This is a genomic window from Barrientosiimonas endolithica, assembly GCF_030296655.1.
GTDB classification, from domain to species: Bacteria; Actinomycetota; Actinomycetes; order Actinomycetales; family Dermatophilaceae; genus Barrientosiimonas; species Barrientosiimonas humi.
Genome location: NZ_AP027735.1, coordinates 2,794,027 through 2,817,542, shown reverse-complemented (window position 1 = coordinate 2,817,542; position 23,516 = coordinate 2,794,027). Strand labels below are relative to the sequence as shown.

23 protein-coding genes and 3 pseudogenes are annotated in these 23,516 nt (G+C 69.2%); 21 read left to right on the top strand and 5 right to left on the bottom strand.

Annotation, left to right across the window (positions count from 1 at the left end):
* Positions 1-107 precede the first annotated feature (107 nt).
* On the bottom strand, positions 108-566 hold the full coding sequence (locus QUE40_RS14300; RefSeq protein WP_198499345.1) for a DUF6153 family protein: 459 nt from the start codon (positions 564-566) through the stop codon (positions 108-110).
* A gap of 184 nt (positions 567-750) precedes the next feature.
* On the opposite strand from QUE40_RS14300, the gene QUE40_RS14295 reads away from it, so the two are divergent.
* Positions 751-2,070 (top strand): MFS transporter, encoded by a 1,320-nt coding sequence (locus QUE40_RS14295; RefSeq protein ID WP_198499346.1) that lies wholly within the window; start codon positions 751-753, stop codon positions 2,068-2,070.
* A gap of 83 nt (positions 2,071-2,153) precedes the next feature.
* On the opposite strand, the gene QUE40_RS14290 is transcribed toward QUE40_RS14295, so the two are convergent.
* From QUE40_RS14290 to QUE40_RS14280, 3 genes are read right to left on the bottom strand one after another with little or no spacing between them, the layout of a single operon-like run.
* Positions 2,154-2,813: an NAD(P)/FAD-dependent oxidoreductase gene (locus tag QUE40_RS14290; protein WP_289231371.1), complete on the bottom strand. Its 660-nt coding sequence runs from the start codon at positions 2,811-2,813 to the stop codon at positions 2,154-2,156.
* Positions 2,810-3,322: an FAD-dependent oxidoreductase gene (locus tag QUE40_RS14285; protein WP_289231370.1), complete on the bottom strand. Its 513-nt coding sequence runs from the start codon at positions 3,320-3,322 to the stop codon at positions 2,810-2,812. The genes QUE40_RS14290 and QUE40_RS14285 overlap by 4 nt, the downstream gene beginning before the upstream one ends.
* Positions 3,319-3,966 (bottom strand): TetR/AcrR family transcriptional regulator, encoded by a 648-nt coding sequence (locus tag QUE40_RS14280; protein WP_162230278.1) that lies wholly within the window; start codon positions 3,964-3,966, stop codon positions 3,319-3,321. Before QUE40_RS14280 ends, QUE40_RS14285 begins: the two co-directional genes overlap by 4 nt.
* A gap of 160 nt (positions 3,967-4,126) precedes the next feature.
* Between QUE40_RS14280 and QUE40_RS14275 the strand changes: the two genes are divergently transcribed.
* The 7 genes and pseudogenes from QUE40_RS14275 to QUE40_RS14245 all read left to right on the top strand — a co-directional run bounded on the left by QUE40_RS14275 (position 4,127) and on the right by QUE40_RS14245 (position 12,243).
* Positions 4,127-5,686 carry an MFS transporter gene (locus tag QUE40_RS14275; RefSeq protein ID WP_289231369.1) on the top strand — a complete coding sequence of 520 codons (1,560 nt, stop codon included), beginning with the start codon at positions 4,127-4,129 and terminating at the stop codon, positions 5,684-5,686.
* A gap of 59 nt (positions 5,687-5,745) precedes the next feature.
* Positions 5,746-5,958 (top strand): heavy-metal-associated domain-containing protein, encoded by a 213-nt coding sequence (locus QUE40_RS14270; RefSeq protein ID WP_111473061.1) that lies wholly within the window; start codon positions 5,746-5,748, stop codon positions 5,956-5,958.
* A 1-nt stretch (position 5,959) separates the two neighbouring features.
* Positions 5,960-6,970, top strand: a complete 1,011-nt coding sequence (locus tag QUE40_RS14265; RefSeq protein ID WP_162230276.1) for a DUF8832 domain-containing protein — start codon at positions 5,960-5,962, stop codon at positions 6,968-6,970.
* Positions 6,960-9,283: pseudogene (locus QUE40_RS14260) on the top strand (heavy metal translocating P-type ATPase). Before QUE40_RS14265 ends, QUE40_RS14260 begins: the two are co-directional and overlap by 11 nt.
* Before the next feature lie 36 nt (positions 9,284-9,319).
* Positions 9,320-9,589: a YHS domain-containing protein gene (locus QUE40_RS14255; protein WP_031289811.1), complete on the top strand. Its 270-nt coding sequence runs from the start codon at positions 9,320-9,322 to the stop codon at positions 9,587-9,589.
* A 105-nt stretch (positions 9,590-9,694) separates the two neighbouring features.
* The gene (locus tag QUE40_RS14250; RefSeq protein WP_289231368.1) at positions 9,695-11,887 is read left to right on the top strand and encodes a heavy metal translocating P-type ATPase; all 2,193 of its coding nucleotides are present in this window, start codon (positions 9,695-9,697) and stop codon (positions 11,885-11,887) included.
* A 41-nt stretch (positions 11,888-11,928) separates the two neighbouring features.
* Entirely contained in the window at positions 11,929-12,243 is a 315-nt protein-coding gene (locus QUE40_RS14245; protein WP_162230274.1) for a metal-sensitive transcriptional regulator, read from the top strand.
* Here QUE40_RS14245 and QUE40_RS14240 read toward each other — a convergent pair.
* The gene (locus QUE40_RS14240) at positions 12,238-12,414 is read right to left on the bottom strand and encodes a hypothetical protein (RefSeq protein WP_289231367.1); all 177 of its coding nucleotides are present in this window, start codon (positions 12,412-12,414) and stop codon (positions 12,238-12,240) included. The genes QUE40_RS14245 and QUE40_RS14240 overlap by 6 nt on opposite strands.
* 173 nt (positions 12,415-12,587) lie before the next feature.
* Between QUE40_RS14240 and QUE40_RS14235 the strand changes: the two genes are divergently transcribed.
* The 13 genes and pseudogenes from QUE40_RS14235 to QUE40_RS19745 all read left to right on the top strand — a co-directional run bounded on the left by QUE40_RS14235 (position 12,588) and on the right by QUE40_RS19745 (position 23,516).
* A complete protein-coding gene (locus QUE40_RS14235) occupies positions 12,588-13,364 on the top strand; it encodes a helix-turn-helix transcriptional regulator (RefSeq protein ID WP_350226977.1) in 777 nt (258 codons plus the stop codon).
* Between the two features lie 212 nt (positions 13,365-13,576).
* Entirely contained in the window at positions 13,577-14,683 is a 1,107-nt protein-coding gene (locus QUE40_RS14230) for an ArdC-like ssDNA-binding domain-containing protein (protein ID WP_198499350.1), read from the top strand.
* Positions 14,683-15,447, top strand: a pseudogene (locus tag QUE40_RS14225) (bifunctional DNA primase/polymerase); the annotation flags it as partial. The gene QUE40_RS14230 and the pseudogene QUE40_RS14225, both read left to right, overlap by 1 nt.
* A gap of 151 nt (positions 15,448-15,598) precedes the next feature.
* On the top strand, positions 15,599-16,519 hold the full coding sequence (locus QUE40_RS14220; RefSeq protein WP_190247067.1) for a DUF2637 domain-containing protein: 921 nt from the start codon (positions 15,599-15,601) through the stop codon (positions 16,517-16,519).
* The gene (locus QUE40_RS14215) at positions 16,500-16,904 is read left to right on the top strand and encodes a hypothetical protein (protein ID WP_162230269.1); all 405 of its coding nucleotides are present in this window, start codon (positions 16,500-16,502) and stop codon (positions 16,902-16,904) included. The genes QUE40_RS14220 and QUE40_RS14215 overlap by 20 nt, the downstream gene beginning before the upstream one ends.
* Before the next feature lie 83 nt (positions 16,905-16,987).
* Entirely contained in the window at positions 16,988-17,866 is an 879-nt protein-coding gene (locus tag QUE40_RS14210; protein WP_198501024.1) for a hypothetical protein, read from the top strand.
* Between the two features lie 49 nt (positions 17,867-17,915).
* Positions 17,916-18,086: pseudogene (locus tag QUE40_RS19750) on the top strand (ParB N-terminal domain-containing protein); the annotation flags it as partial.
* A gap of 933 nt (positions 18,087-19,019) precedes the next feature.
* On the top strand, positions 19,020-19,697 hold the full coding sequence (locus QUE40_RS14200; RefSeq protein ID WP_162230267.1) for a hypothetical protein: 678 nt from the start codon (positions 19,020-19,022) through the stop codon (positions 19,695-19,697).
* 22 nt (positions 19,698-19,719) lie between these two features.
* Positions 19,720-21,384 carry a M23 family metallopeptidase gene (locus tag QUE40_RS14195; protein ID WP_289231366.1) on the top strand — a complete coding sequence of 555 codons (1,665 nt, stop codon included), beginning with the start codon at positions 19,720-19,722 and terminating at the stop codon, positions 21,382-21,384.
* Complete coding sequence (locus tag QUE40_RS14190) at positions 21,384-21,650, top strand: DUF6112 family protein (RefSeq protein WP_162230265.1); 267 nt, start codon at positions 21,384-21,386, stop codon at positions 21,648-21,650. The genes QUE40_RS14195 and QUE40_RS14190 overlap by 1 nt, the downstream gene beginning before the upstream one ends.
* Positions 21,651-21,779: 129 nt before the next feature.
* Positions 21,780-22,049 (top strand): DUF6112 family protein, encoded by a 270-nt coding sequence (locus tag QUE40_RS14185; RefSeq protein WP_114306125.1) that lies wholly within the window; start codon positions 21,780-21,782, stop codon positions 22,047-22,049.
* Positions 22,050-22,095: 46 nt separating this feature from the next.
* Positions 22,096-23,292: a TrbL/VirB6 family protein gene (locus tag QUE40_RS14180; RefSeq protein WP_433997007.1), complete on the top strand. Its 1,197-nt coding sequence runs from the start codon at positions 22,096-22,098 to the stop codon at positions 23,290-23,292.
* Positions 23,289-23,516, top strand: coding sequence for a hypothetical protein (locus QUE40_RS19745; RefSeq protein ID WP_433997006.1), 228 nt, complete (start codon positions 23,289-23,291; stop codon positions 23,514-23,516). The genes QUE40_RS14180 and QUE40_RS19745 overlap by 4 nt, the downstream gene beginning before the upstream one ends.

Below are 23,516 nucleotides of genomic sequence, written 5' to 3'. Positions count from 1 at the left end.
GTTCTCCAATATCAACGGTCGCTTCGGTGGCGCGGCATCCGAGAGGGCACCGCGTGAATGAGGAAGGGGAACCGTCGGCGCTGGTGCGCGTCAGGTTCGCCGCCCCATCACGTGCGACTGATGCAGAGAACGTGCAGCGACGGCGCCCGAGGCAGCAGCCGGTCGATGGAACGCGCCACGAGCAACGGCCGGGGTGCGGTGTGCATCCATCCGGGCAGTAGTCGAGGCGGCACCAGGATGAGAAGGACGAGCAGTAGTGCGAGCACGCACGCCATCGCCATGCCCAGATGGGTGCCGGCCCCGCAGTCCGCACACGTACCACCGAGGTCACTGGCCGTTCCGCCGGACTCATGCGTGCCTGCCGCGCCGTGATGAGCGCCCACGGCGTCGCTTGTGGAGACCGAGATCACGGCGGGCGCGTGGGCTGCCGCGGTGCCATGCAGGTTCAACGTATGCATGGCCAGCAGCCCGATGACGACCGCTGCCACCAGCAGCCCTCCGAGCACGACGCGCCGGAGGAAGCCCTGAAGACCTTTCCTGGATCGCCTTGCCGCCGTCACCGCCATACGCCGCAGTTTACCGGCCCCCGATGTGCGTCCGCCGACGGCGGGAGTGATCAGCTCGGCCGAGGGCGACTGACTCCGTGTCCCTCCGAGCAGCTCTTTGCTCTGCCAGACGCAGACTGACGGGAATACCCCTAGGGGTATTAGGTTGATGGTGGAGAGTTTCCACGAAGGTCAGGAGAGCCCCATGCGTTTGTTCGCGATCCGCGACTTCCGTTACCTGTTCAGTGCGCAGATCATCGCCCTGTTCGGGACGGGGTTGGCGACCGTCGCGCTCGGTCTGCTCGCTTACGAGCTCGCGGGCCCGAGCGCGGGGGCCGTGCTTGCGACGGCGCTGACGATCAAGATGGTCATGTACGTCGTGATCGCGCCGCTGGCGGCCGCCTATGCCGACCGGCTCCCAAGGCGGATGTTTCTGACCCTGCTCGACGTGGTGCGCGCGGCCGTGGTGCTCGCGCTGCCGTTCGTTACGGAAATCTGGCAGATCTACGTTCTCATCGGGGTGCTGCAGGCGGCTTCTGCGGCATTCACGCCGACGTTCCAGGCGGTCATCCCCGATATCGTGTCAGAGGAGTCCGATTACACACGGGCGCTGTCCGCGTCGCAGGTGGCTTACACGATGGAGAGCCTGCTCAGCCCGGTGCTCGCGGCGGTCGCTCTGACGTTCATGACGTTCAACTGGTTGTTCGTCGGCACGTCGGTGGGCTTCGTGATCTCCGCCGTCCTGGTGCTCTCCACTCGCATCCCCAACGCGGCACCGAGCGGGCAGACGGGTGCGTGGAACCGGGTCACGTCGGGCGTGAAAGTCTTCTTCGCGACTCCTCGCCTGCGCGGCGTCATGGCGCTGAACGTGGTGGTCGCCGCAGCCGGATCGATCGTGGTGGTCAATACGGTCAACTACGTCCGCGATCAACTGGACGGCACGCAGGCCGATGTTGCTTGGATGCTCGCAGCCTCCGGCGGCGGCACACTGCTGGTCGCTCTGCTCCTGCCACGCGTGCTCGATCGGGTCACCGAGCGGGTCGTGATGATGACGGGTGCCGCAGTTCTGCTTGCCGGCGTGCTGGCGGCCGTCGCGATGACCGCCATCCAGGCGGCCTCATGGATGATCACGGCCTCGATCTGGGTGGTCATCGGCGGCGGGATGGCCTTGATCGTCACTCCCACCGGACGTGTCATTCGCGGTTCGGTCGCGAAGAGCGAGCTCCCGGCGGCCTTCGCGGCACAGTTCTCGCTGTCTCACCTGGCCTGGCTCGTCACCTACCCGATTGCCGGATGGGTCGGCACCGCGTCCGGGTTCACTCTCGCCTGGTCGATTCTTGCCGCTCTCGCCGTCTTCGGCGCCATCGCGGCGCAGATGCTCTGGCCCCGCGAGAAGAGAACCGAGACCATCGTCGCCGGCACGGACGCAGAAACGGCGACGGGCGGTCTGGCGCTCCGTGAGGAGACCGAAGCCGCCGAAGGCACCCTCGCGGCATCCCAGTGCTCCTGCATACGCACCGCATGAGCGCGCAGGCGGCGGGTGGAACGAATGGTTCCGCTCGCCGGCGCGTCGTGTTCGCCGAGGCGCCCGGCGATCCAGCCTGTCGATCAGGAGCGAGGCGGCGCCGGCTGGTGCAGCCGAGGCATCCACTCGCGGACGAGGCTGGCGGCGTCGATCCCCGTGAGTGCGACGGGGATATCTCCGAGATAGTGGACAGTGAGCAGCGGGTCGGTGGAGACGACTCGCGTGCTGGTCCCCAAAGCGGGATGCCCCGCTCCGACGAGTGTGTGTCCGTGGACGCGTGCGGAGAACGGCGAAGACGGCAGGTAGATGCCGGGATCATCGCCAAGCCCGAGGTCGTGCAGCAGGGTCCTGGCCGCATGGGCGCCCTGGGCGACCGAATCGTCCCAGTGATCGATCCGGTACGAGCTGTGGCCGGGATAGTGGTGCACGGCGACGCCGCCGGCGGCGTAAATCCGCTGGCGTGGGGCGTGCAAGGAGCGCAGATGGTCATCGACGGGGATGCCGTCCGGTCCCGTCCAGGGCGCAGGGGCCGCCGGCATGGTGCCGTGGGCGACGATCGCCAGGTCTCCGTCGACTCGCGGGCCGTCATTGAGGACGACGGTGATGCGGTCGGCGTGGCTACGAATCGCGGTCAGCGTGCGTCCGAGGTAGGCGGCATGCTGAGGCAGATGCAGGTCGAGCAGCCTTCTGGCCGTCTCCTCGCCGAGGGCGCGGGCACCGGGCAGCAGTGCTCGCGTGATCAATGCGACATCGTGGCCGGAGTCGGTGAGGAGGAGGCGGTCTCCGAAGCGACGAGGCCGCCACCGAGGATCAGCACACGGGCAGGGTGCGTGGACGCGAGCAGGTCGCGGACCCGGATGGCATCGGCGATCGAGTGCAGCGTGCTGAGTTGCCCTGTCCTGCGGGAGTGGTCTCGTCCAAGGATGGTCTCGCCGAGGGCGCGGGGGCGGCTACCGCTGGCGATGATGAGGGCGTCATAAGTGTGCGTCTGCCCGGAGTCGAGGTGAACTTCTCGGCTCCGGGGGTCGATGGCGCGCACTGTATCGCCGATGGTCTCCACGCCTGTGGGTGGCAGAGCGGTCTGGTGGGGTTCGAGCAGGCCGATGGCCACGCCCTTGTTCACGAGCGTCCGATTGGACGGCTGTTCGCCGCTGCGGGCGAAGAGATCGACGTCGATGCCGGCACCTGAAGCGTGCAAGGTCTTCGCGGCGGATGTTCCCGCCGCGCCAGCGCCGATGATCCCGACTTTCATCGCGTTCCTCCCTCGGGGGCGACCTCGGTGAAAGCCGGCAGCAGGATCGCGTCGATGAACCATGGCGCATCGTCGGGGTCGATCCGGCCCGTGCGCACCTCCTCGGCCGCGCCGTTGAGAACGACGTGCGTGGTGGTCAGCAGCCAGGACACCGGCAGGTCGGCGCGGAAGGCGCCTTCGCGCTGTCCACGCAGCAGCAGCCCGCGCATGCGCGCCTCGGCCTTCTCGTGCAGTTCGCGAATGCGGGCGGCGGAGAGTTCCTTCTGCGCTGTGGCGAGCAGGGCACGGGACTGGTCGACGAACATCCAGCTGGATGCAACCAAGCGCTGGAAGGCCGCACGCGGGTCGCCATCAAGAGGTATCTGACTGAGCACGTCCTCGGCACGTTCCAGGCTGTCCACCAGTGCGGCCTCGATGAGCTCGGCGCGAGTCTGGAAGTGCCCGTAGAGCGTCACCCGGCCCACTCCGGCTTCAGCGGCGATGTCGGCGACAGAAGCGTCGGGGTTCTTGCGGATCGCGGTCACTGTCGCGGCCAGAATCTTCGCCCGGTTGCGCTGCGCGTCGGCGCGCTGGTTGGCCGCGCGGTTCGCTGTCGCCGGGGCGCTCCGAGCACCGCCGGCCGGCTTGGCCTTCTTCGTCGGCATGCTCCACCTCTCAACTCGTACTGGAATGTATGAGATAGTGTAGCTGTTACAACTTGTACACCAATGACCGAGTTACGGTGTCGTCGCCCGATCCGGCGGCGGGACTAAGGAGAGGAGACACGGCGATGAACACGACACGCACGATCACAGGGGGCGTGACATGAGCGATGCGAGCACACCTGCCCCCAAGGCAGGGGCAAAGCAGTGGTGGGGCCTGGCGATCCTGGTGATCCCCTCAACTCTGCTGTTCATGATGCTGACCATCCTGTTCCTGGCCGCCCCGAACCTCGCCGCGGACTTGAACCCGACGAGCACGCAGCTGCTGTGGATTCTCGACATCTACGGCTTCGTCATGGCCGGCTTCCTGGTCGCGATGGGCGTACTCGGCGACCGAGTGGGCAAGCGGCTGCTGATGGTCATCGGTGCGATTCTGTTCGCCGCGGTCTCCGTCGCCGCCTCACTGACCACGATCCCCGAGCTGATGATCGTCTGGCGAGCCGTCCTCGGACTGGCAGCGGCGATGATGGTGCCCGCAACGATCGGCCTGATCTTCGTGCTCTTCGCCGACGCGAAGCAGCGCGGAGTCGCGATCGGCGTCTGGGCCGGTGGCATCTCCGCGGGCGTGGCCCTCGGCCCGCTGCTCAGCGGCCTGCTCTTGGAGAGCTTCGGCTGGCAGGCAACCTTCCTGGTGGCGGTGCCGATCATGGCCCTCGTCGCCATCGGCGCCCCAATCCTCGTGCCCGAGCACCGCGATCCGTCGGCGAAGATCGACCTGTTCAGCGCCTTGTTGCTGGTCGGCGGGCTGCTCGCGATCATCTACGGCATCAAGCGCTTCGCCGCCCAGGAACCTGCACTGCCCTCGATCGGCCTGCTCCTCGGGGGCGCGTTGATCGGGCTGTGGTTCGTGATCCGGCAGCTGCGAGCCGAGAAGCCCCTGCTGGATGTGCGCCTGTTCGCCAACCGCACCGTCTCCGGGGCGTTGGCGGTGTTCCTGCTGTCGGCGGCGGCGCTGGGTGGCGTGTACTCGCTGTTCACCCAGTATCTCCAGCATGTGCAGGGGCTCTCGCCGCTCCAGGCCGGGTTGGCGATCCTGCCCGCCGCGGCGGTACTGATCGTCGTCTCCACGCTCTCCCCGGTGCTCGCGCGGAGGTTCCGCCCGGGAAACGTGATCGCGATCGGCCTGCTCACCCAGGTCGTCGGCTACATCCTGTTCGCCCAGCTCGACGCTGGAACCGGCCTCGCGCTAGTGATCGCGAGTTTCGTCATCACCTACCCCGGCGTCGCGCCCTCGATGGCACTGACGACCGACCTCGTGGTGAGTTCGGTGCCACCGGAGAAGACGGGCGGCGCCTCGGGGCTCGCGACCACCGCGAACGACCTGGGCATCTCGCTCGGTGTCGCCGTCATTGGCAGCGTCGGAATCGCCACCTACCGGGGTCGCATCGACGGAAATCTGCCTGAGGGCCTCTCCCCGGAGGCTACGGCCGCCGCCTCGGACAGCATCGACGGCGCGCTCGCGGCCGCGGCCAATCTCCCGGGCGCGCTGGGCGAGCAACTGGTGAGCGCCGCGCAGGCAGCCTTCACGGGCGGAATGAACATGGCGGCCGTCGCCTCGGCCGTCATCGCCGGCGTGGCCGCGATCATCGCCGCGACCCGCCTGCGCCACATCCGCCCTACCGGCGAGGCGCAGCAGTTCACCGAAGAAGTTCACACCAACTAGGAATACCCCTAGGGGGTATTGTGTTGGAGAAGTCATACCCGAGTGAAGGAGTTGGAATCATGACCACGACGACCGAGTACCAGGTGACCGGGATGAGCTGCGGGCACTGCGAGACCGCGATCCGCAGCGAGGTGTCCGAGATCCCCGGTGTGACCGGCATCGAGGTCAGCGCCCAGACCGGGCGGCTGGCTGTGACCAGCGATCAGCCGGTGGACGACGCCGCGGTGATCGCGGCGGTCGATGAGGCCGGCTACGCAGCCGTCAGGAGCTGAGATGAAGGCACCTGCACGGCTGGGCCTGTACGGGCTGGTCCTCGTGGCCGTGTTCGCCGTGGCTGGATTCACGGCGAACGCGGTCGTCCCCGAGGAGACCGTGCAGAGCTGGGCAGAAGACACCGCAGACACCACGCACCACGAGGAAGGAGACGCCATGAACGGCGACGAGCATGAAGGACACAATGCCGGCGCATCGTCGCTGGGCTTGGGCCTCGCTCAGGATGGCTACCAGCTCACCGCGGTAACGGCACCGACCGCCACAGGAACTGAGGGCGAGCTGGCGCTGACTATCACCGGATCCGATGGCAACCCGGTCACCGACTTCGAGCTGGAGCACGAGAAGGAGTTGCACCTGATCGCCGTCCGGGCTGACGGGCAGCACTTCCGACACGTCCACCCCGAGATGGACGACGATGGCACTTGGACGATCCCCTGGCAGTGGGAGGCCGCGGGCTCGTACCGAGTCTTCGCGGACTTTGTTCCGGCCGACACCGGGGAGGGCATCACGCTCTCGACCTCGGTGCAGGTGGCTGGCGACTACGAGCCTGCACCGGCGACCGGGCCGGTCACCGAGACCACCGTCGACGGTTTCGACGTTGCAGTGAAGGGGGATCTCATCGCCGGCTCCGCGTCGGAGCTGACGATCACCGTCACCCGTGATGGCGAGCCGGTCACCGCGCTGGAGCCGTACCTGGGCGCGTTCGGGCACCTGGTCGCCCTCCGCGATGGCGATCTCGCCTACCTGCACGTCCACCCGCACGGCGACGCGCCCGAGGTCGGCGATACCTCGGGTCCGGAGATCGTGTTCGAGGCGACCGCTCCGACGCCCGGTCGGTACCTGCTGTTCCTGGACTTCCAAATCGACGGCGAAGTTCGCACTGCACCGCTGGTGATTGACACGACCACCGGTGTGGGCGACAACGGCACCGGACATTCCGGAGGCGAACACTTCGATACCGAATCGAGCACAGGGGAAGAGCATGAGGAAGGAGCAGGCCATGGCCACTGACCAGACCACTGGCACCGGTGTCGCCGGGATCGAGTTGCAGATCGGTGGCATGACCTGCGCTTCGTGCGCGAACCGAATCGAGAAGAAGCTCAACAAGCTCGACGGCGTGACCGCGAGCGTGAACTACGCGACCGAGAAGGCCAGCGTCACCGGCACCGACCTCGACGCCGACGCCCTGATCGCCGAGGTCGAGAAGACCGGCTACACCGCCGCGCTCCCAAAGCCTGCGAAGGGCTCGACCTCCGATGAGGGCGAGGAGGGCGAATCCGTTGAAGACGCCGAGCTGCGCACCCTGCGGCAGCGGCTGATCGGCTCCGCGGTGCTGGCGGTGCCGGTCATCGCGATGGCGATGATCCCGGCGCTGCAGTTCGACTACTGGGGCTTCGCCTCCTCGCCCTCGCCGCCCCCGTGGTGGTGTGGGCGGGCTGGCCGTTCCACAAGGCGGCCTGGATGAACCTCCGTCACGGGGCGGCGACGATGGACACCCTCATCTCCGTGGGCACCACGGCGGCGATGATCTGGTCGATCGTCGCGCTGTTCTTCGGCACGGCCGGTGACCGCGGCGTGGTTCACCCCTTTGAGTTCACCATCTCCCGTTCCGACGGGCTCGGGCACATCTATCTCGAAGTCGCCGCCGGGGTGATCACGTTCATCCTGCTCGGCCGCTACTTCGAGAAGCGCTCCAAGCGGCGCGCCGGAGCCGCCCTGCGTGCCTTACTAGAACTCGGCGCGAAGGAAGTCTCCCTCCTTCGCGACGGGCAGGAGCAGCGCGTCTCCATCGAGGAGCTGACGGTCGGGGATGAGTTCGTGGTCCGGCCGGGCGAGAAAATCGCTACTGACGGCACGATCACCTCGGGCAGCTCTGCGATCGACGCTTCCATGCTCACCGGCGAATCCGTGCCCGTGGAAGTGGGTGAGGGCGATGCCGTCACCGGCGCGACCGTCAACGCCGGAGGACGACTGGTCGTGAAGGCAACCCGCGTCGGTTCGGACACCCAGTTGGCGCAGATGGCGAAGATGGTCGAGGATGCCCAGTCGGGTAAGGCAGAGATTCAGCGCCTGGCTGACCGCGTTTCCGGTGTCTTTGTTCCCATCGCCATTGCGGTTGCTGTTGCCGCCCTTGGCGCGTGGATCGGGGCCGGGTTCCCGCTGTCGGCCGGCTTCACGGCCGCCGTCGCGGTGCTGATCATCGCCTGCCCCTGCGCGCTCGGGCTCGCGACGCCGACGGCGCTGCTGGTGGGCACCGGACGAGGTGCGCAGATGGGTGTGCTCATCAAGGGCCCCGAAACCCTGGAATCGACCCGCAAGGTCGACACGATCGTGCTGGACAAGACCGGCACGGTCACCACCGGCAAGATGACGCTGACTGACGTGATCACCGCCGACGGCGTGGACAGGGCCGAGCTGCTGCGCATCGCGGGCGGACTGGAGGACTACTCCGAGCACCCCATCGCACAGGCCATCGCCGCCGGCGCCACGTCCGAGGTCGGAGACCTGCCCGCCCCCGAATCGTTCGAGAACATCGAGGGCAAGGGCGTGCAGGGCGTCATCGGCGGCCACGCCGTCGTCGCCGGACGTGTGTCCCTGCTGGCGGACTGGTCGATCCACCTCGATGACCGCCTCCGGACCGCGAAGCAGGCGGCCGAGTCCGAGGGCAAGACCGCAATCGCGGTCGGCTGGGACGGACAGGCTCGAGGTGTGCTGGTGGTCTCCGATCAGATCAAGCCCACCAGCTCGCAGGCGATCGCCCAGTTCAAGGAGCTCGGCCTGACCCCGGTGCTGCTGACCGGCGACAACCAGGCGGTGGCCGAGCAAGTTGCCGCCGAGGTCGGCATCGACCAGGTGATCGCCGAGGTGCTGCCCAAGGACAAGGTCGATGTCGTCGCCCGATTGCAGGGTGAGGGCAAGGTCGTAGCGATGGTCGGCGATGGCGTCAACGACGCCCCCGCCCTCGCGCAGGCCGACCTCGGTCTGGCCATGGGCACCGGCACGGACGTCGCGATCGAGGCCGCCGACATCACCCTGGTACGCGGCGACCTGCGCGCCGCGGCCGACGCGATCCGGCTCGCCCGGCGCACCCTACGAACGATCAAGACGAACCTGTTCTGGGCCTTCGCCTACAACACCGCCGCGATCCCGCTCGCCGCCTTCGGGCTGCTCAACCCCATGCTCGCCGGCGCCGCGATGGCCCTGTCGTCCGTGTTCGTCGTGTCCAACAGCCTGCGGCTGCGGACCTTCAAGGCCCGCGCGGACGACACCAGCGCTCCGGCACCCGCCGGACCGGCACCGGCCCGCGAGCCGGAGAACGCCTGACCCATCCGACATCGACACAACACGAAAGGAAGCACGATGACTGCACACGAGAACCTGAACCTGACCGACACGTCCTCCAGCGGTGGGAGCTGCTGCGGACACACACCCAGTGCGGAGGCCATCGCTCAGACTCCGGCCGATGAGATGACCGAATGCAAGGTGATGGCCGGCACCCCCGTCGTCAAGGCGCAGGCGGAGGAAGCCGGTCTCTACCGCGACTACCAGGGCCAGCGGTACTGGTTCTGCTGCGCCGCCTGCGGACCCCTGTTCGACGCTGACCCCGACCGCTACGCGAACGCCGCCTGACGGCATCTGGTTCCGCGCTCGCGACGAGCGGACGTGCACGGGAGCGCGGAACCTTCGCCCCGGTCTCGCATCTGGGCTGGGGTGACGAACAAAGGAGACGAGACCATGAGCAACGATCCCTCGACACGATCGCACGCCCACCCTGAGCACGTGGACGTTCAGCACGCGCACCACGACGAGCCGAGCACCCACGCCGGTCACCTCTCGCACGACCACCACCAGGGTCACGGCGAGGCTTCCGGCCGCCACCACGACGATGCCCACGCCCACCACGAGGGTCACGGCGGACATGATCATGGGCATGCCGGACACGGAGATCACGTGGGGCAGTTCCGGCGCTTGTTCTGGATCATGCTCATTCTCGCCGTCCCAGTCGTGGCGTTCAACGACATGTTCGCCCTCCTCATCGGCTACAACCTGCCCGAAGCCGCGTGGGTTTCGTGGGTGTCGCCTGTGCTGGGCACGGTCGTCTACTTCTGGGGCGGCTGGCCCTTCCTGACGGGCGGGCTGAGCGAGATCCGCTCCCGCAAACCGGGGATGATGCTGCTGATCGCGCTGGCGATCACTGTCGCGTTCCTCGCGTCCTGGGGTGCGAGCCTGGGCATCCTGCACCACGAACTGAACTTCTGGTGGGAGCTGGCGCTGCTGGTGGTCATCATGCTGCTGGGCCACTGGATCGAGATGCGCTCGCTCGCCCAGACCACCTCCGCGCTGGACTCCCTGGCCGCGCTACTGCCCGACGAAGCCGAGAAAATCGACGGCGACGACGTAGTAAAGGTCGCTCCTGCTGAACTGGCCGTCGGCGATGTGGTCATCGTCCGTCCCGGTTCCTCGGTACCCGCCGATGGAAAGATCGTCGACGGGTCGGCATCGATGGACGAGTCGATGGTCACCGGGGAGTCGAAGACGGTGCGCCGGGAGACCGGCGATCAGGTGGTCGCCGGCACCGTGGCCACCGACTCCGGCCTGCGCGTCGAGGTCACCGCCACCGGCGACGACACCGCCCTCGCCGGCATTCAGAAGCTCGTCTCCGACGCCCAGGCGTCCTCTTCCCGCGCGCAGCGGATCGCCGACACCGCGGCCGCATGGCTGTTCTGGTTCGCCCTGGGCGCGGCGGCAATCACCGCCGCCATCTGGTCGCTCGTCGGCCTGCCCGACACCGCCGTGGTTCGCACGATCACCGTGCTGGTCATCGCCTGCCCGCACGCCCTCGGCCTGGCGATCCCGCTGGTGGTGTCCATCGCGACCGAACGCGCCGCCCGCGGCGGAGTGCTCATCAAGGACCGTCTCGCGCTGGAGTCCATGCGCACCGTGGACGCAGTGCTGTTCGACAAGACCGGCACCCTCACCAAGGGCGAGCCGACGGTGACCGACATCGATCCCGCCGGCACCCGGACCGAGGACGAGGTGCTGGCGCTAGCCGCCGCCGCGGAGGCCGACAGCGAGCACCCGCTCGCCCGGGCCATCGTCGGCGCCGCCCGCACCCGGAAACTCGACGTGCCCGCGGCCTCGGACTTCTCCTCCTCCCCGGCAGTCGGCGTCAAGGCCACCGTCGATGAAACCGTCATCGAGGTCGGCGGACCGTACCTGCTCGACCAGCACGAGGCGGACGAGCTCCCCGTCGCCGACGCCTGGCGCGAGGAAGGCGCGATCATCCTGCACGTGCTCGCCGACGGCGAGGTCATCGGAGCCCTGCGGCTGGCCGACGAGATCCGGCCCGAGTCCCGCGAAGCCGTCGACGCACTCCACGCAGCCGGGGTGCAGGTCGTGATGATCACCGGCGACGCCCAGGCCGTCGCCGACACAGTCGCGAAGGATCTCGGCATCGACAGGGTCTTCGCGGGCGTGCGGCCGGAGGACAAGGCCGCCAAGGTCGCCGAACTCCAGGACGAGGGCCGCAAGGTCGCCATGGTCGGCGACGGCGTGAACGACGCGCCCGCACTCGCCCAGGCCGACGTCGGCATCGCGATCGGTGCGGGCACGGACGTGGCGATCGGATCAGCCGGCGTCATCCTCGCCTCCTCCGATCCGCGATCGGTGCTGTCGGTCATCGAGCTCTCCCGGGCGACGTTCCGGAAGATGAAGCAGAACCTGTGGTGGGCAGCCGGTTACAACCTCCTCTCCGTCCCGCTGGCCGCGGGTGTCCTCGCACCGATCGGGTTCGTGCTGCCGATGAGCATCGGCGCGATCCTCATGTCCGTCTCCACCGTGGTCGTCGCCCTCAACGCCCAGTTGCTACGCAGGCTCGACCTCACTCCGCAAGCCAGCACCACCAGAATCCTCGACCGTTCCGCATGACCATGCGTCGACCGAAGCGCACCCGTTAGGAGGCCATCGATATGCACACCCCGAGCATCGCCACCGCCCCAGTAGCTCACGGCTACATCACGGAGAAGGAGCGCTATCTCGCCCGGCTCAGACGCATCGAGGGTCAGGCCCGTGGCATCCACCGGATGATCGAGGAGGACACCTACTGCATCGACATCCTCACCCAGATCAGCGCGATCACTTCCGCGCTGGAGAACGTCGCTCTCGGACTGCTTGATGACCACCTCAAACACTGCGTCGCCGGAGCCATCCAGCACGACGGCACTGAGGCCGAGGTGAAGCTCAAGGAAGCGTCCGACGCCATAGCCAGACTCGTCAAGTCATGAGGTGAACGTCATGAGCATGATTGGACGCGCGCTGCGATCCACACTCGACACCAGCGAGATCAGCGTGTCCGTGAGTCGCTGCTGCAACGCCGTGAGATGGGTCATCATCGCGACCACGAGGAAGAGCAAGAGCCGCCGATAGCGGTCGGCCTTGTCTTCGTTCCCCGGCATCACGAGAGCGCTGGGCCGACATGACATGTTACGACGCCTTGATTGCTCGGACACGCACCATCCATCGTCCGATTGGTCCAGTCGCCTACGACTGTGTGAAGATCATTGTCGTCCGGTCGGGGTCGGCGATCTTGTTCAGCGAATTTGGGGAACGACCAATCAGGCCCGGTGACGTGGTGCTGCTGGGCGCGAACGTGCTGTGCGGGTCGGAGCCGGAAGGCCACGTCACGGTCACGACGATCTACGCCGACACCGACTTCCTGCTCGATCAGCTGTTCTGGCAGCACGCCGATGTGCTCCGGGACCGTCTCGATGCGCAGGGGTTCGCTGACACGATCTACACCGAACCGGCGCAGGTACTTCGCCTCGGCGAGGATCGGGCGGGGATGTTGATGCCCTGGTTGGATGAACTCGTCGCGCTCAGCGTCGATGGCGTCTACCGGGAGCGTTTCCATCGGATGCAGGCGCTCTGGCACGCGGTCATCGACCAGATCTCGCCGTTCATCCGTATCACCCCCTACCGGACATCGCCGCACCAGCGGGCACGGCTCCGACCCACGCTGCCCAGGGACCGCCGATTCACACCGCTTCGGGCTGAAGCGCGACAGGTGCGCGATGCCCTGCAAAGCGATATCGCTCGGGGTTGGACATTGCCGGAGCTGGCGGGCATGGTGCATCTGTCCACGAAGCAACTCAGCCGCGTGTTCACGGACGCCTACGGCAAGACCCCATTGACGTATCTGACGATGCTGCGGGTCGAGGAGATGGCCCGCCTGCTGCGGGAGACCGACCTGACGATCGAACAGACGGGTCGGCGAGTCGGGTGGCGCTCCCGCAATCGCGCCTCAGCGGCGTTCCGCGAGTGCGTCGGAATCACTCCGAGCCGATACCGCGACATGAGGTCCGCAGACAGCAGTATGCCCACGTTTGAGACGTCGCTGCCCACCTAAACGACGCCATCCCGGGTCGTCACGTCCGCGGTGCTGGCAGGGCTGGTAGGCCGTTGTCTTACGTCAGGTGCCTCCGCGTTCCTGACGGCCAACTTACCGCTCTTCTGTTTGCTGACCGTCTCGACTCTCCGGATACACCTGGCTCACCTCGCAGGTGCAGGACCAGCCGCCCACACCCCAGGTGGCTGGGTCTACCGGGAGGAGGCCGAACGATGGCGACGAGGCAAGAGGAAGCCCGCAAGAAGCGGGAAGCGAAGCTCGACGAGCTCCACGAGCGCCTGACCGGCGCGGTCGAACAGCTCGTTACGGGTGAGGACTGGGCCGAGATGCTCCGGTTCGCCGCGAAGTTCCGGTCCCGCTCGTTCAACAACGTTCTGCTGATCTGGGAACAGCACGCGGCGAACTTCGAGGCCGGCCGGGTGCCCGAGCCGTTCCCGACCTACGTCGCCGGCTACCGGCAGTGGCAGCAGCTCGGCCGGCAGGTGGACAAAGGTCAGCCCGGCTACCAGATTCTCGCCCCCGTCACCGGGCGGTTCGCGTCGGCGAACCCGTCGGACCCGAACTCCTGGTATCGCCTCGGTCGGGGTGAGAAGCCGAAACCGGGCGAGGTGGTGCGCTCGCGGATGGTCGGGGCGAAGCCGGCCTATGTATGGGATGTCTCGCAGACCACGGGCGATCCGCTCCCTGAGACGCCATCGCCGGTGCTGCTCGTGGGTGAGGCGCCGGAGGGGTTGTGGGAGGGGCTGGCCGGGCAGGTCGAGGCGGCGGGGCCGACGCTGATGCGGGTGCCGCACGAGGGCATGATCGATGGCGCGAACGGCAGGACCGACTTCGAGGCGAAGACGGTTGCGGTGCGGGAGAACATGGACCCCGCCGCGCAGGTGAAGACTCTCGCGCACGAGCTCGCCCATGTGCTGATGCACGACCCGGATTCCGAGGATGCCCGTCAGCATCGCGGGATCGCCGAGGTCGAGGCCGAGTCCGTGGCGTTGATGGTCGGTGCTGCCCACGGAATGGACACCACCGAGTACACGATCCCGTACGTCGCCGGATGGGCCGCGAACGTCGACGGCAAGGAGCCGGTCGAGGTGGTGCAGGCCACCGGGGAGAGGGTACGTAAGACCGCCGCCGGCATCCTCGATCAGCTCGACACGACCCAGGTGCCCGATGGCACCCCGCCGGGCCTGAGCCGCGACGCTGCGACCCGGCAGAGCCCGGCGCAGGACGCCCCGGCCCGCGCTGCCGAGCCGTCGCCGGCGCGACGGGCGGCACCGGAGCCTGACCGTGGGCGGCGCGGGATCGAAGGGCGGGGGCTGTGATGAGCGGCCGGAACCGGTTCACCGCCGCGCTGCGGCAGATGGATGCCTCCTGGCCGCTGCCGGAGGCGGCGGTGCTGTTCGCCCGCGCCGGGGTGCCGGTGTTCCCGTGCGCGCCGGGCGGGAAGCAGCCGATCACCCGCCGCGGCTTCCATGACGCGACCACGGATGTGGCGCAGGTGGAGGCGTGGTGGGCGCGGTTCCCGGCGGCGAACATCGGGATGCCCACCGGCGCCGCCTCCGGCGTGGTTGTCGTGGACGTCGATGTGCACGGCGTCAACGGTTACGACGCCTTCACCCGCGCGCGCCGGGCCGGGCTGGTGGACGGGTGGGAGACGCTGGTGCGCTCACCGACCGGCGGCCTACACATCTACTACCCGGCCGCCCCCGGCGGTGAGCAACCGTCGTGGCAGGCCGGGAAAGCGGGGATCGACTTCCGCGGCGATCGCGGCTACATCATCGTGCCGCCCTCGCGACGCCGCATCGACGGCCAGCACGTGCTCTACAACCCGACGGCCTTCGCCCCGACCGACAGCCGGACACTGGAGGCCGGCCGGCTACGGGACTTCCTCGATCCGAAGCCGCCGCCCCGCCCACGCCGGACAGGGCCGACGGCGGCGCCGGAGGCGATGGCGGACCGGTTGGCGGCGTGGGTGGCGCGCCGACAGGAGGGCGAGCGCAACGCCGGCTTGTTCTGGGCGGCGTGCAAGCTCGCCGAGAACGGCCTGCCCCGAGACGACGCCCTCGACGTGCTGCAGGCCGCCGCCGCGCACGCCGGGCTGGGCGAGCGAGAGATCACCACGACCGTCCGCTCCGCCTACCGCGCCGTCGGCACCGCACCGCCCACGGCCACAGGTGCCGGGTCGCGGTTCGGGGCCTCGCGTCCCGTCGTGCGGGCGGCGCCGGCCAGGGGCTGGGATGAGCACGCGGGCCGGGCGTCGGTGGGCGGTGGTCGCGGCCGCGTCGGGCACGGTGCTGATCGGCGCCGGCGCATTCTGGCTCAGCTTCGTCGCGCTGGCCGATCTGGCGGTGCGCTCGGGCATCGTCGCCGGGCAGGCGTGGATATGGCCGCTGCTGGTGGACGGGCTGATCGTGGTCGCCACCGTCGCCGTCGTCGCCCTCGACGGGCATCGGGCGGCCTGGTATCCGTGGACGCTGCTGATCGCCGGCGCGGGCATGTCGGTGACCGCGAACGCCGCCCACGCACTGGTGACCGCCGAGGCGTCCGTGCCGGGGGTGCTCGCGGCTACGGTCGCGGCCGTTCCACCGCTGGTGCTGCTGGCCAGCACCCACCTGACCGTCGTCCTCACCCGCCCGGCCACACCCACCGAGCAGGCCCCGGTGCAGGAAGCCGCTGTGCTGAGCGCCGACCCGAGTGCGCAGACCGGCGACGCTCAACGGCTGGCGCTGCCGGAGCGGTCTGCGCCCGCGGTCGACGCTGAGCCCGAGGCTCCGACAGGCCGGCCGCCCAGGCCTGCCACCGATTCGATCCCCGCGGTGCCGACCGGACCCGAACCGGAGCCGGCGCACGAGCCCACCACAGAGCCACCGGCCCCACCGGAGCCGGATACCTCGGATGAAGCCAGCACCCGCCCCGCACCTGCACAGGATGCACGCCCCGCACCCGTCTCAAGGGCCGCCGGTTCGGTCCCGGATCGACGTGCGCGAGCTGCGGCGCTGCGGGAGGCGGGCTGGTCGAACAAGCAGATCGCCCGCGAGCTCGGAGTGCACGCCTCGACCGTGGGCCGCTGGTTTCCGCGCCCCACCGGCAGCAGCGGCGAGTCAGAAACCCCAATGAAGGAAGACAAGGAGAAGGATCATGAACCCGAACGAGCATGACCACGAGCACGCGGCACGGCGTGAGACGCCGCAGGCGACACGCCCCGAGCCTGCGGAACGGGCGATGGCGCCGGATGCGATCGCCGCCGCCGATGTCGACCGCACGACCAGCCCGGACGCGGAGCGCGCTGATCCCGATCCGGCGTTGCGGAAGGCGCGCGGGGTGGACTGGGTGCGTTCCTCGGACCTGCTCGCCCGCGGCAGCGGGGTCGCCTCGCGCCTGGCGATCGACTTCGAGGCGAACCTGGCGCACAAGGCCCATGACCCCCTGGCCCGCGGGGCCAAGCGGCTGGCCCAGCGGACGCGGGAGCTGCCGCCGGTCTCGGCGTTCGGCCGCAGCACCGGCCACGACGGCGCTGGGCGTGGCCCGGTCGGGATGAGCTGAGGTGATCGGCGATGACCACGATCACCGATGCACCGGATGCCGGGGCGGGTGCGTGCACCTGCTTGCCAGGAGGTGCCGAGACCATGACGACGAACACCACGAATACTGCCGGCCCGGAGTACGTGTCCGGTGCCGGGCTGCGCGCTCTGTTGCGGCGACTGCACGCGGCCGGGGATCGGGCGTGGGCCGATGATCCGGTCGCCGCGGAGCTGATGCGGTTCTGCGCGGAGAAGTACGGCGCGTTGGCCCGCAAGCACTCGTTGGACCCGTGGGAGGCCGCCAGCGCGGCGTTCGATGTGATGCGTACCAGGTCGGCCAGGGAGGCGCATGACCCGTGGGGCGTGGTCACGCACGCGGTGCGGATCACCTGCATTGCCGAGGAACGCGCCCAGGGCCTGCTCTGCTCGACCCATCAGGCCCGCCGGCCGCATATCTCGGCGTTCCACGACGCCGAGCGCATCTCCGACCGGGAGACGCCGCTGTGGGAGTATCACCCGGCGTTCCAGGTCACCGACCCCGAACCCGAGACCGACCCCGCCGGCGGCAGCGCCGACAACGGCGACGGCGACGCCTGTGGTGGGGTGCGGGCGGGAATGTCGGCGTCGTCGGCGATGGAGGACACGATCGCGCTGTTGACGATGCTCGGCTGGGAGCCGGCGACTGCGCGGGCGTCGGTGGAGCACGTCTGCGGGGCACTGGCCAAGGCCGGGGCGCGGCACACCGCGTATGAGACGTTGCGCCGCGACCAGCACGCCCGGGCGCTGCTGGACCTGCCGGGCCGGTCCTGGACAGCGTTGCTGAAGGCGCTGCTGGGCAGCCCGCACCCGGCGTTGGCGGCGGCACCGGCCGGGCGGGGTGTGCTGCTGCGGTTGCTGATCGGCGAGACGCTGCCGGTGCTGCTGCGCGATGACGATCTCGTGCTCACCCTGTGCCTGGCTGCCCCGACCCGGCGCCGCCGATAACCGAGACCGCACACAGAGAACCGACAGGTCGGGAGAGGGGTGAGTGGTGATGGGGATCGAGCTGGAGCGCACGGTCGACTCGATCCAGGTCGGCACGCGCCACCGCACCGACCTGGGCGACATCGACGCCCTCGCGGCGTCGATCCGCGAGCACGGCCTGTTGCAGCCGATCACCGTCACCATCGACGGGGTGCTGGTGTGCGGCAGGCGGCGTCTGGCCGCGATCCGGCAGCTCGGCTGGCGCACCGTCAGCGTCTGGGTGCGCAGCGGCATCTCCGACCGGCTGGGGCATCTGCTGGCCGAGCAGGACGAGAACCTGCACCGCAAGCCGCTCACCCAGCTCGAAGCCGCCGCCTTGTACCGGGAGCTGAAGCAGCTCATGGCCGAAGACGCCGAACGCCGGCAGGTGGCCTCCCGGTTCAGCGCCGATCATCAGCCGAGTACCGACGGTGGTGGAAATTTTCCACCACCGTCGGGGCCGGTCGGAAAGGCCCGCGAGCAGGCGGCCGCGATGATCCCCGGCGGTACGTCCTACAAGACGATGGAGAAAATCGGCCACGTCCAGCACGTCGCCGATGACCCCGACGCCCCGGAGGCGTTACGTGAGCTGGCCACAACCGAGCTGGCCCGGATCGAGGCAGGCGGGCCGGTCGACCCGGCCTACCAGCGCATCCGCGCCGCGGCCGCCGAGGTCGAGCAGGCACGCCAGGCCGAGCTGCACGCCCTGGCTGAAGAAGCCGTAGCCCGCGTCACCGGCCCGGGTCGCGGTACGAAACGTAAGACGCCCGCCACCGAGACGGTGCGGGCGCCGGGCCGGTGGCCGGTGGCGGCGTTCGTGCAGACCTGGACGTCGCTGGCCGGCTGGTGGACCCACTACGCTCCGGACGAGCTGGCCGCCGAGCTCACCGACGACCAAGCGCGCGTGTTCCTGACCGTGGTCGACGGCACGGTCGCCTTCGCCGACCGGCTGCGCCCCTGCTCACCATCGACCCCGCCGAGGTCGGCGAGGCCGGCGATGATGCCGCCGGCGAGGAGCCCGCGCAGCACGGCGCCGCCGAAGAGGGTGCGGTGCCGCCCCGGCACCTGCGCGCCCTCTAGCCTCGCCACCCCGGCCCGCGCCGGGTACGGGGTGGAGGCCGTGCACCTGGACGGCATGAAGACTTCTGCTGCTGACATTCCGCCCCGCAAGCGCGTGATCGTGCTGATCGCCGCGGGCCTGTCCGTTCTGCTGCTGGCCGGGATCGGCGTCTACGGACTCATCCAGGGCCCGCGCACCGGCCCACCCACCGATGACGACCCGGCTGCGACGAGTGCCCCGTCTGAGGACGGCACGCCGATGCCGGGCCGGATCGTCCCGGTGGAGCGCAGCAGTGACCCGGAGACGTTCGCCCGGAATGTCGCGACGGCGGTGTTCGCGTGGGATACCGGGGCCGGGTTCATGCCGCTGGACTACACGGCGGTGGTGATGGAGGTCGCCGACCCCACCGGCACCGAGCAGGCCGGCCTCGCCAATGACCTCTCCGCCTACCTGCCTGTCCGCGAGGCGTGGGTCGATCTGCGCCAGTACGCCACCACCCAGCACCTGGAGATCACCGATGCGTTCGTGCCCGAGGCGTGGGCGACCGCCGAGGCGCAGGCCCAGCCCGGGCAGATCACCGAGGGCACGACAGCGATCACGATCGAGGGCGTCCGCCACCGCGCCGGGGTGTGGAACGACGAGCCGGTCGCGTCCGAGCACGAGGTGGCGTTCACCGTGTTCGTGATCTGCGAGCCCGCCTACGACACCTGTCATCTGCTGCGGCTGTCCGAGCTCGACAACCCCCTGCGCTGACCCGGACGAAGGAGGGGTTGTTGTGGTGAAGAAGCTCGCGATCGTGCTGCTGGCGCTGGTGCTGGCGGCGCCGTTGTTGTCGATGGTCGGGATCGGGCTGCTGATGAATCCCGCCCTCACCTCGACCTGCACCGTCCCCGGCGGGGGCTTCACCGTCGGAGAGGTTCCCGACGAGCTGACCGTGCGCACCCGCGACGGTGAGGAGTTCACGCTCACCAAGACCCAGCTGACCCATGCGGCCACCATCATCGAGACCGGCTCCGGCATCGACGGGGTGAACCGGGACGGGCTGCAGATCGCGATCATGGCGGCCCTGACCGAATCCACGTTGCGCCAGCTCGCCAACCCGAGCGCCTACCCGGAGTCGGCGGAGTATCCCAACGACGGCAACGGCAGCGACCACGACTCGTTGGGGCTGTTCCAGATGCGCCCGCAGGCCGGCTGGGGCACGGTCGAAGAGCTGATGGCCCCCACCTATCAGGCCGAGGCGTTCTTCGGCGGCCCCGGCGGCCCCAACGCCGGCTCGCCGCGGGGCCTGTTGGACATCCCCGGCTGGGAAGACATGGGCAAGGGCGAGGCCGCCCAAGCCGTCGAGGTGAGCTCGTACCCGGACCGGTACGAGAACTACAGCCCCGTGGCCGTGACGATCCTCGACGCCCTGCTCGGCACCGATACCGGTCCCGCCGCTGGCGATGACCCTGAGGCGGTGCCCGCCGTGGCCGGGGTGACGGAGTCGTCGCGGGTGGTGTTCCCCCTGCCGGAAGGCACCTGGACGCCGACCAGCCCGTTCGGGCCGCGCGTGCACCCGATCACCGGGGAGCAGTCCTTCCACACCGGCAGCGATTTCTCCGCCGCCGACGGCACGCCGATCCTCGCCGTCGCCGACGGCACCGTGACCGTGGCTGAGTTCTCCGGCGGCTACGGCGGGCTGGTCGTCATCGAACACACGATTGACGGCGACACGGTGGCGACCGCGTACGCGCACTCCTGGGAGCACGGCATCCACGTCAGCGCGGGCGACCAGGTGACCGCGGGCCAGCACATCGCCGACGTCGGTTCGAGCGGCATGTCCACGGGGCCGCATCTGCACTTCGAGGTCCGCCAAGGCGGCACCGACGGCGACTACATTGACCCCGCCGCGTGGCTGAACGACCACGATGCCGCCGATCTGCCCGAGGCCGAGACGGGCCCACCCTCCGGTGGCTGCGACCCCGACACCGGATCACCGGGTGGGGAGCCGGAGCCGTTCACCGGCGAGAACCCGGACGAGCTGGTGGAGGACCCGACCACCGGCGGGCAGATCACCCGCCGCACGCTGCACCTGTATCAGCAGACCTCGGCGGCGTTCCCGGACACCACCTGGGCCTGTTTCTCGCCCCGCCCCGGCAGCGTCTCCGAACATCCGCTCGGACGGGCGTGCGACATCTCTTTCGGGAACGCGATCGGGCAGCTGCCCACCCCGGCGCAGCATGAGCTCGGCTGGGAGGTCACGAACTGGCTGCAGACCCACGCCGAGACCCTCGGGGTGGAGTACCTGATCTGGGATCAGAAGATCTGGTCCCTGGCCCGCGACAGTGAGGGCTGGCGCGACTACGACGGCGGCGGCATGCACGACGCCGACGACATCACCGGTGGGCACCGCGACCATGTGCATCTGACAGTCGCTGATTCGGGCGGGGGCGTGTGATGGACGTGTTCCCCGATTTCGAGGGGCTGGCCGGGATCGGTGAGATGGAAGAGGTCATCGGGGCGCTGCTGATGTTCGTGCTCATCATCGCCGTGCTCATGCTCATCGTCTCCGGCATCGCCTGGGCGATCGGCGCGTCGACCGGGAACTATCAGGTCGCCTCCAAGGGACGTGCGGGTGTGCTCGTCGCGCTCGGCGCGGCGATCCTCGCCGGCAGCGGCGTCGCCTGGATCAACTGGCTCGTGTCGGTCGGCGAACAGCTCTAACCCGGACACCACGCGCGCTGCGCCCACCCTCGGCGGACTCGTCCGGGGTGGGCGCTTTCTCGTGCTGGCGGGTCGGGGTGCACCTGGTGGCAGAACCATCTTTCCGTCTTCGTCCAGAGGAGTTCTGCCGTGATCGACATCGACCCCAACAGCTCGGGCCTGCCGGGCATCGACCAGCTGCGCGACATCGTCGGCGCCGTGATGACCGTCGGCCTCATCCTGTCCGTGCTCGCGCTGATCGTCTCGGCGATCGTGTGGGGTTTCGGCTCCAACTCCTCGAACCCGCACCTGGCGGGCCGGGGCAAGATCGGCGTCCTCATCTCCTGCGGCGCGGCCGTGATCTGCGGCGCGTCGGTGACGCTCATCAACTTCTTTTGGGACGTGGGCCAAGCGGTGTGAGCACCCGCCCTCCTCTCACACCCCTGTCCTGTAAGGGAGGTTCGTGATGGCGCTGTGCGATATCCCCGTCATCTCCAACGTGTGCGACTCGGCCGGTGAGGCGGCCGCATCGCTGGTCTCGGCCCCGTTCGACTGGTTCGCTCAGGCGGTCGGCGGCGCCGCGGGCTGGCTGCTGGAAGCGATGTGGGCGGTGTTCGACACCACCACGATGGTCGACGTCACCCAGGACGGGTACGTGTCCGTCTACAACCTGCTGTTCGGCATTGGCATCTTCATCGTCCTGGTCTTCTTCTGCTTCCAGCTCATCCTCGGCCTCATCCGCCGGGACCCGACCGCCCTGTCCCGCGCCGCCCTCGGTGCCGGCAAAGCCGTGCTCGGCAGTTTCGTGGTGATCACCCTGGCCGCGCTGGCGTTGGAGATCACCGACCAGCTGACCGTCGGGATCATCCAGGCCGCCGGGGAGACGACCGGCACGATGGGCGACAAGATCATCCTGCTCGCCGCCGGCCTGACCGCGATCAACATCTCCGCACCGGGCGTCGGGGCGATCGTGACGATCTTCCTCGCCGGGCTGATGGTGGCCGCGACCGCGATCGTGTGGTTCTCCCTGTTGATCCGCAAAGCGCTGCTGCTGATCGCGATCGTCCTCGCCCCGCTCGCGTTCGCCGGGGCGGCGTGGGATGCGAGCCGGTCGTGGATCGGGAAATGGGCGGCGTTCGTGCTCGCCCTGATCATCAGCAAGCTGGTGCTGGTGGTGGTGCTCCTGATCGCGATCACCCAGATGGCGACCCCCATCGAGGCCGATCTGACGGCGATCACCGAACCGATCACCGGCATCGTCATGCTCGCGATTGCCGCGTTCGCGCCGTACATGGTCTATCGCGTGATCTCTTTCCTCGGCTTCGACCTCTACAACACCATGGGCGCCGAACAAGAGGCCAAGAACGCCATGAACCGGCCCGTCCCCGTCCCGGCCACGCCCTCCGGCGATGGCCCGAAGCGCATCCTCGACGGCGGCGGTGGCGGTGGCGGTGGTGGTGGCGGGGATGATCCGCCTCCACCCGGCGGCGGAGGCGATGGCGGCGGGGGAACCCGCCCCCACCCCCTCCCGGCGGTGGCGGGGGTGGAACTCCGCCGCCCCCATCCGGAGGCGGCGCCGGAGCAGGCGCCGGAGCAGGGGCGGGTGCGGGTGGTTCCGCTGCCGGTGCCGGAGCGGCTGCCGGGCCGGCCGCGGCGGTGGTGATCGGCGCGCAGGTCGCGAAGAAGGCCGCGACCGCCGGCCCCGAGGCCGGCGCGCAGATCGGCGGACAGGCCGAGGCCGCCGCCGATGGCGCGAACCAGAACACCCACAACACCGGCGCCGGCACGGACTCGCGGGTGCCGCCACCTCAGACCCCGCCGCCGAACGCGCCCGACGGGCTGAAGCCGCCCGACAGCGACAGCCGCCCGCCGAGCAGGAAGGAATGA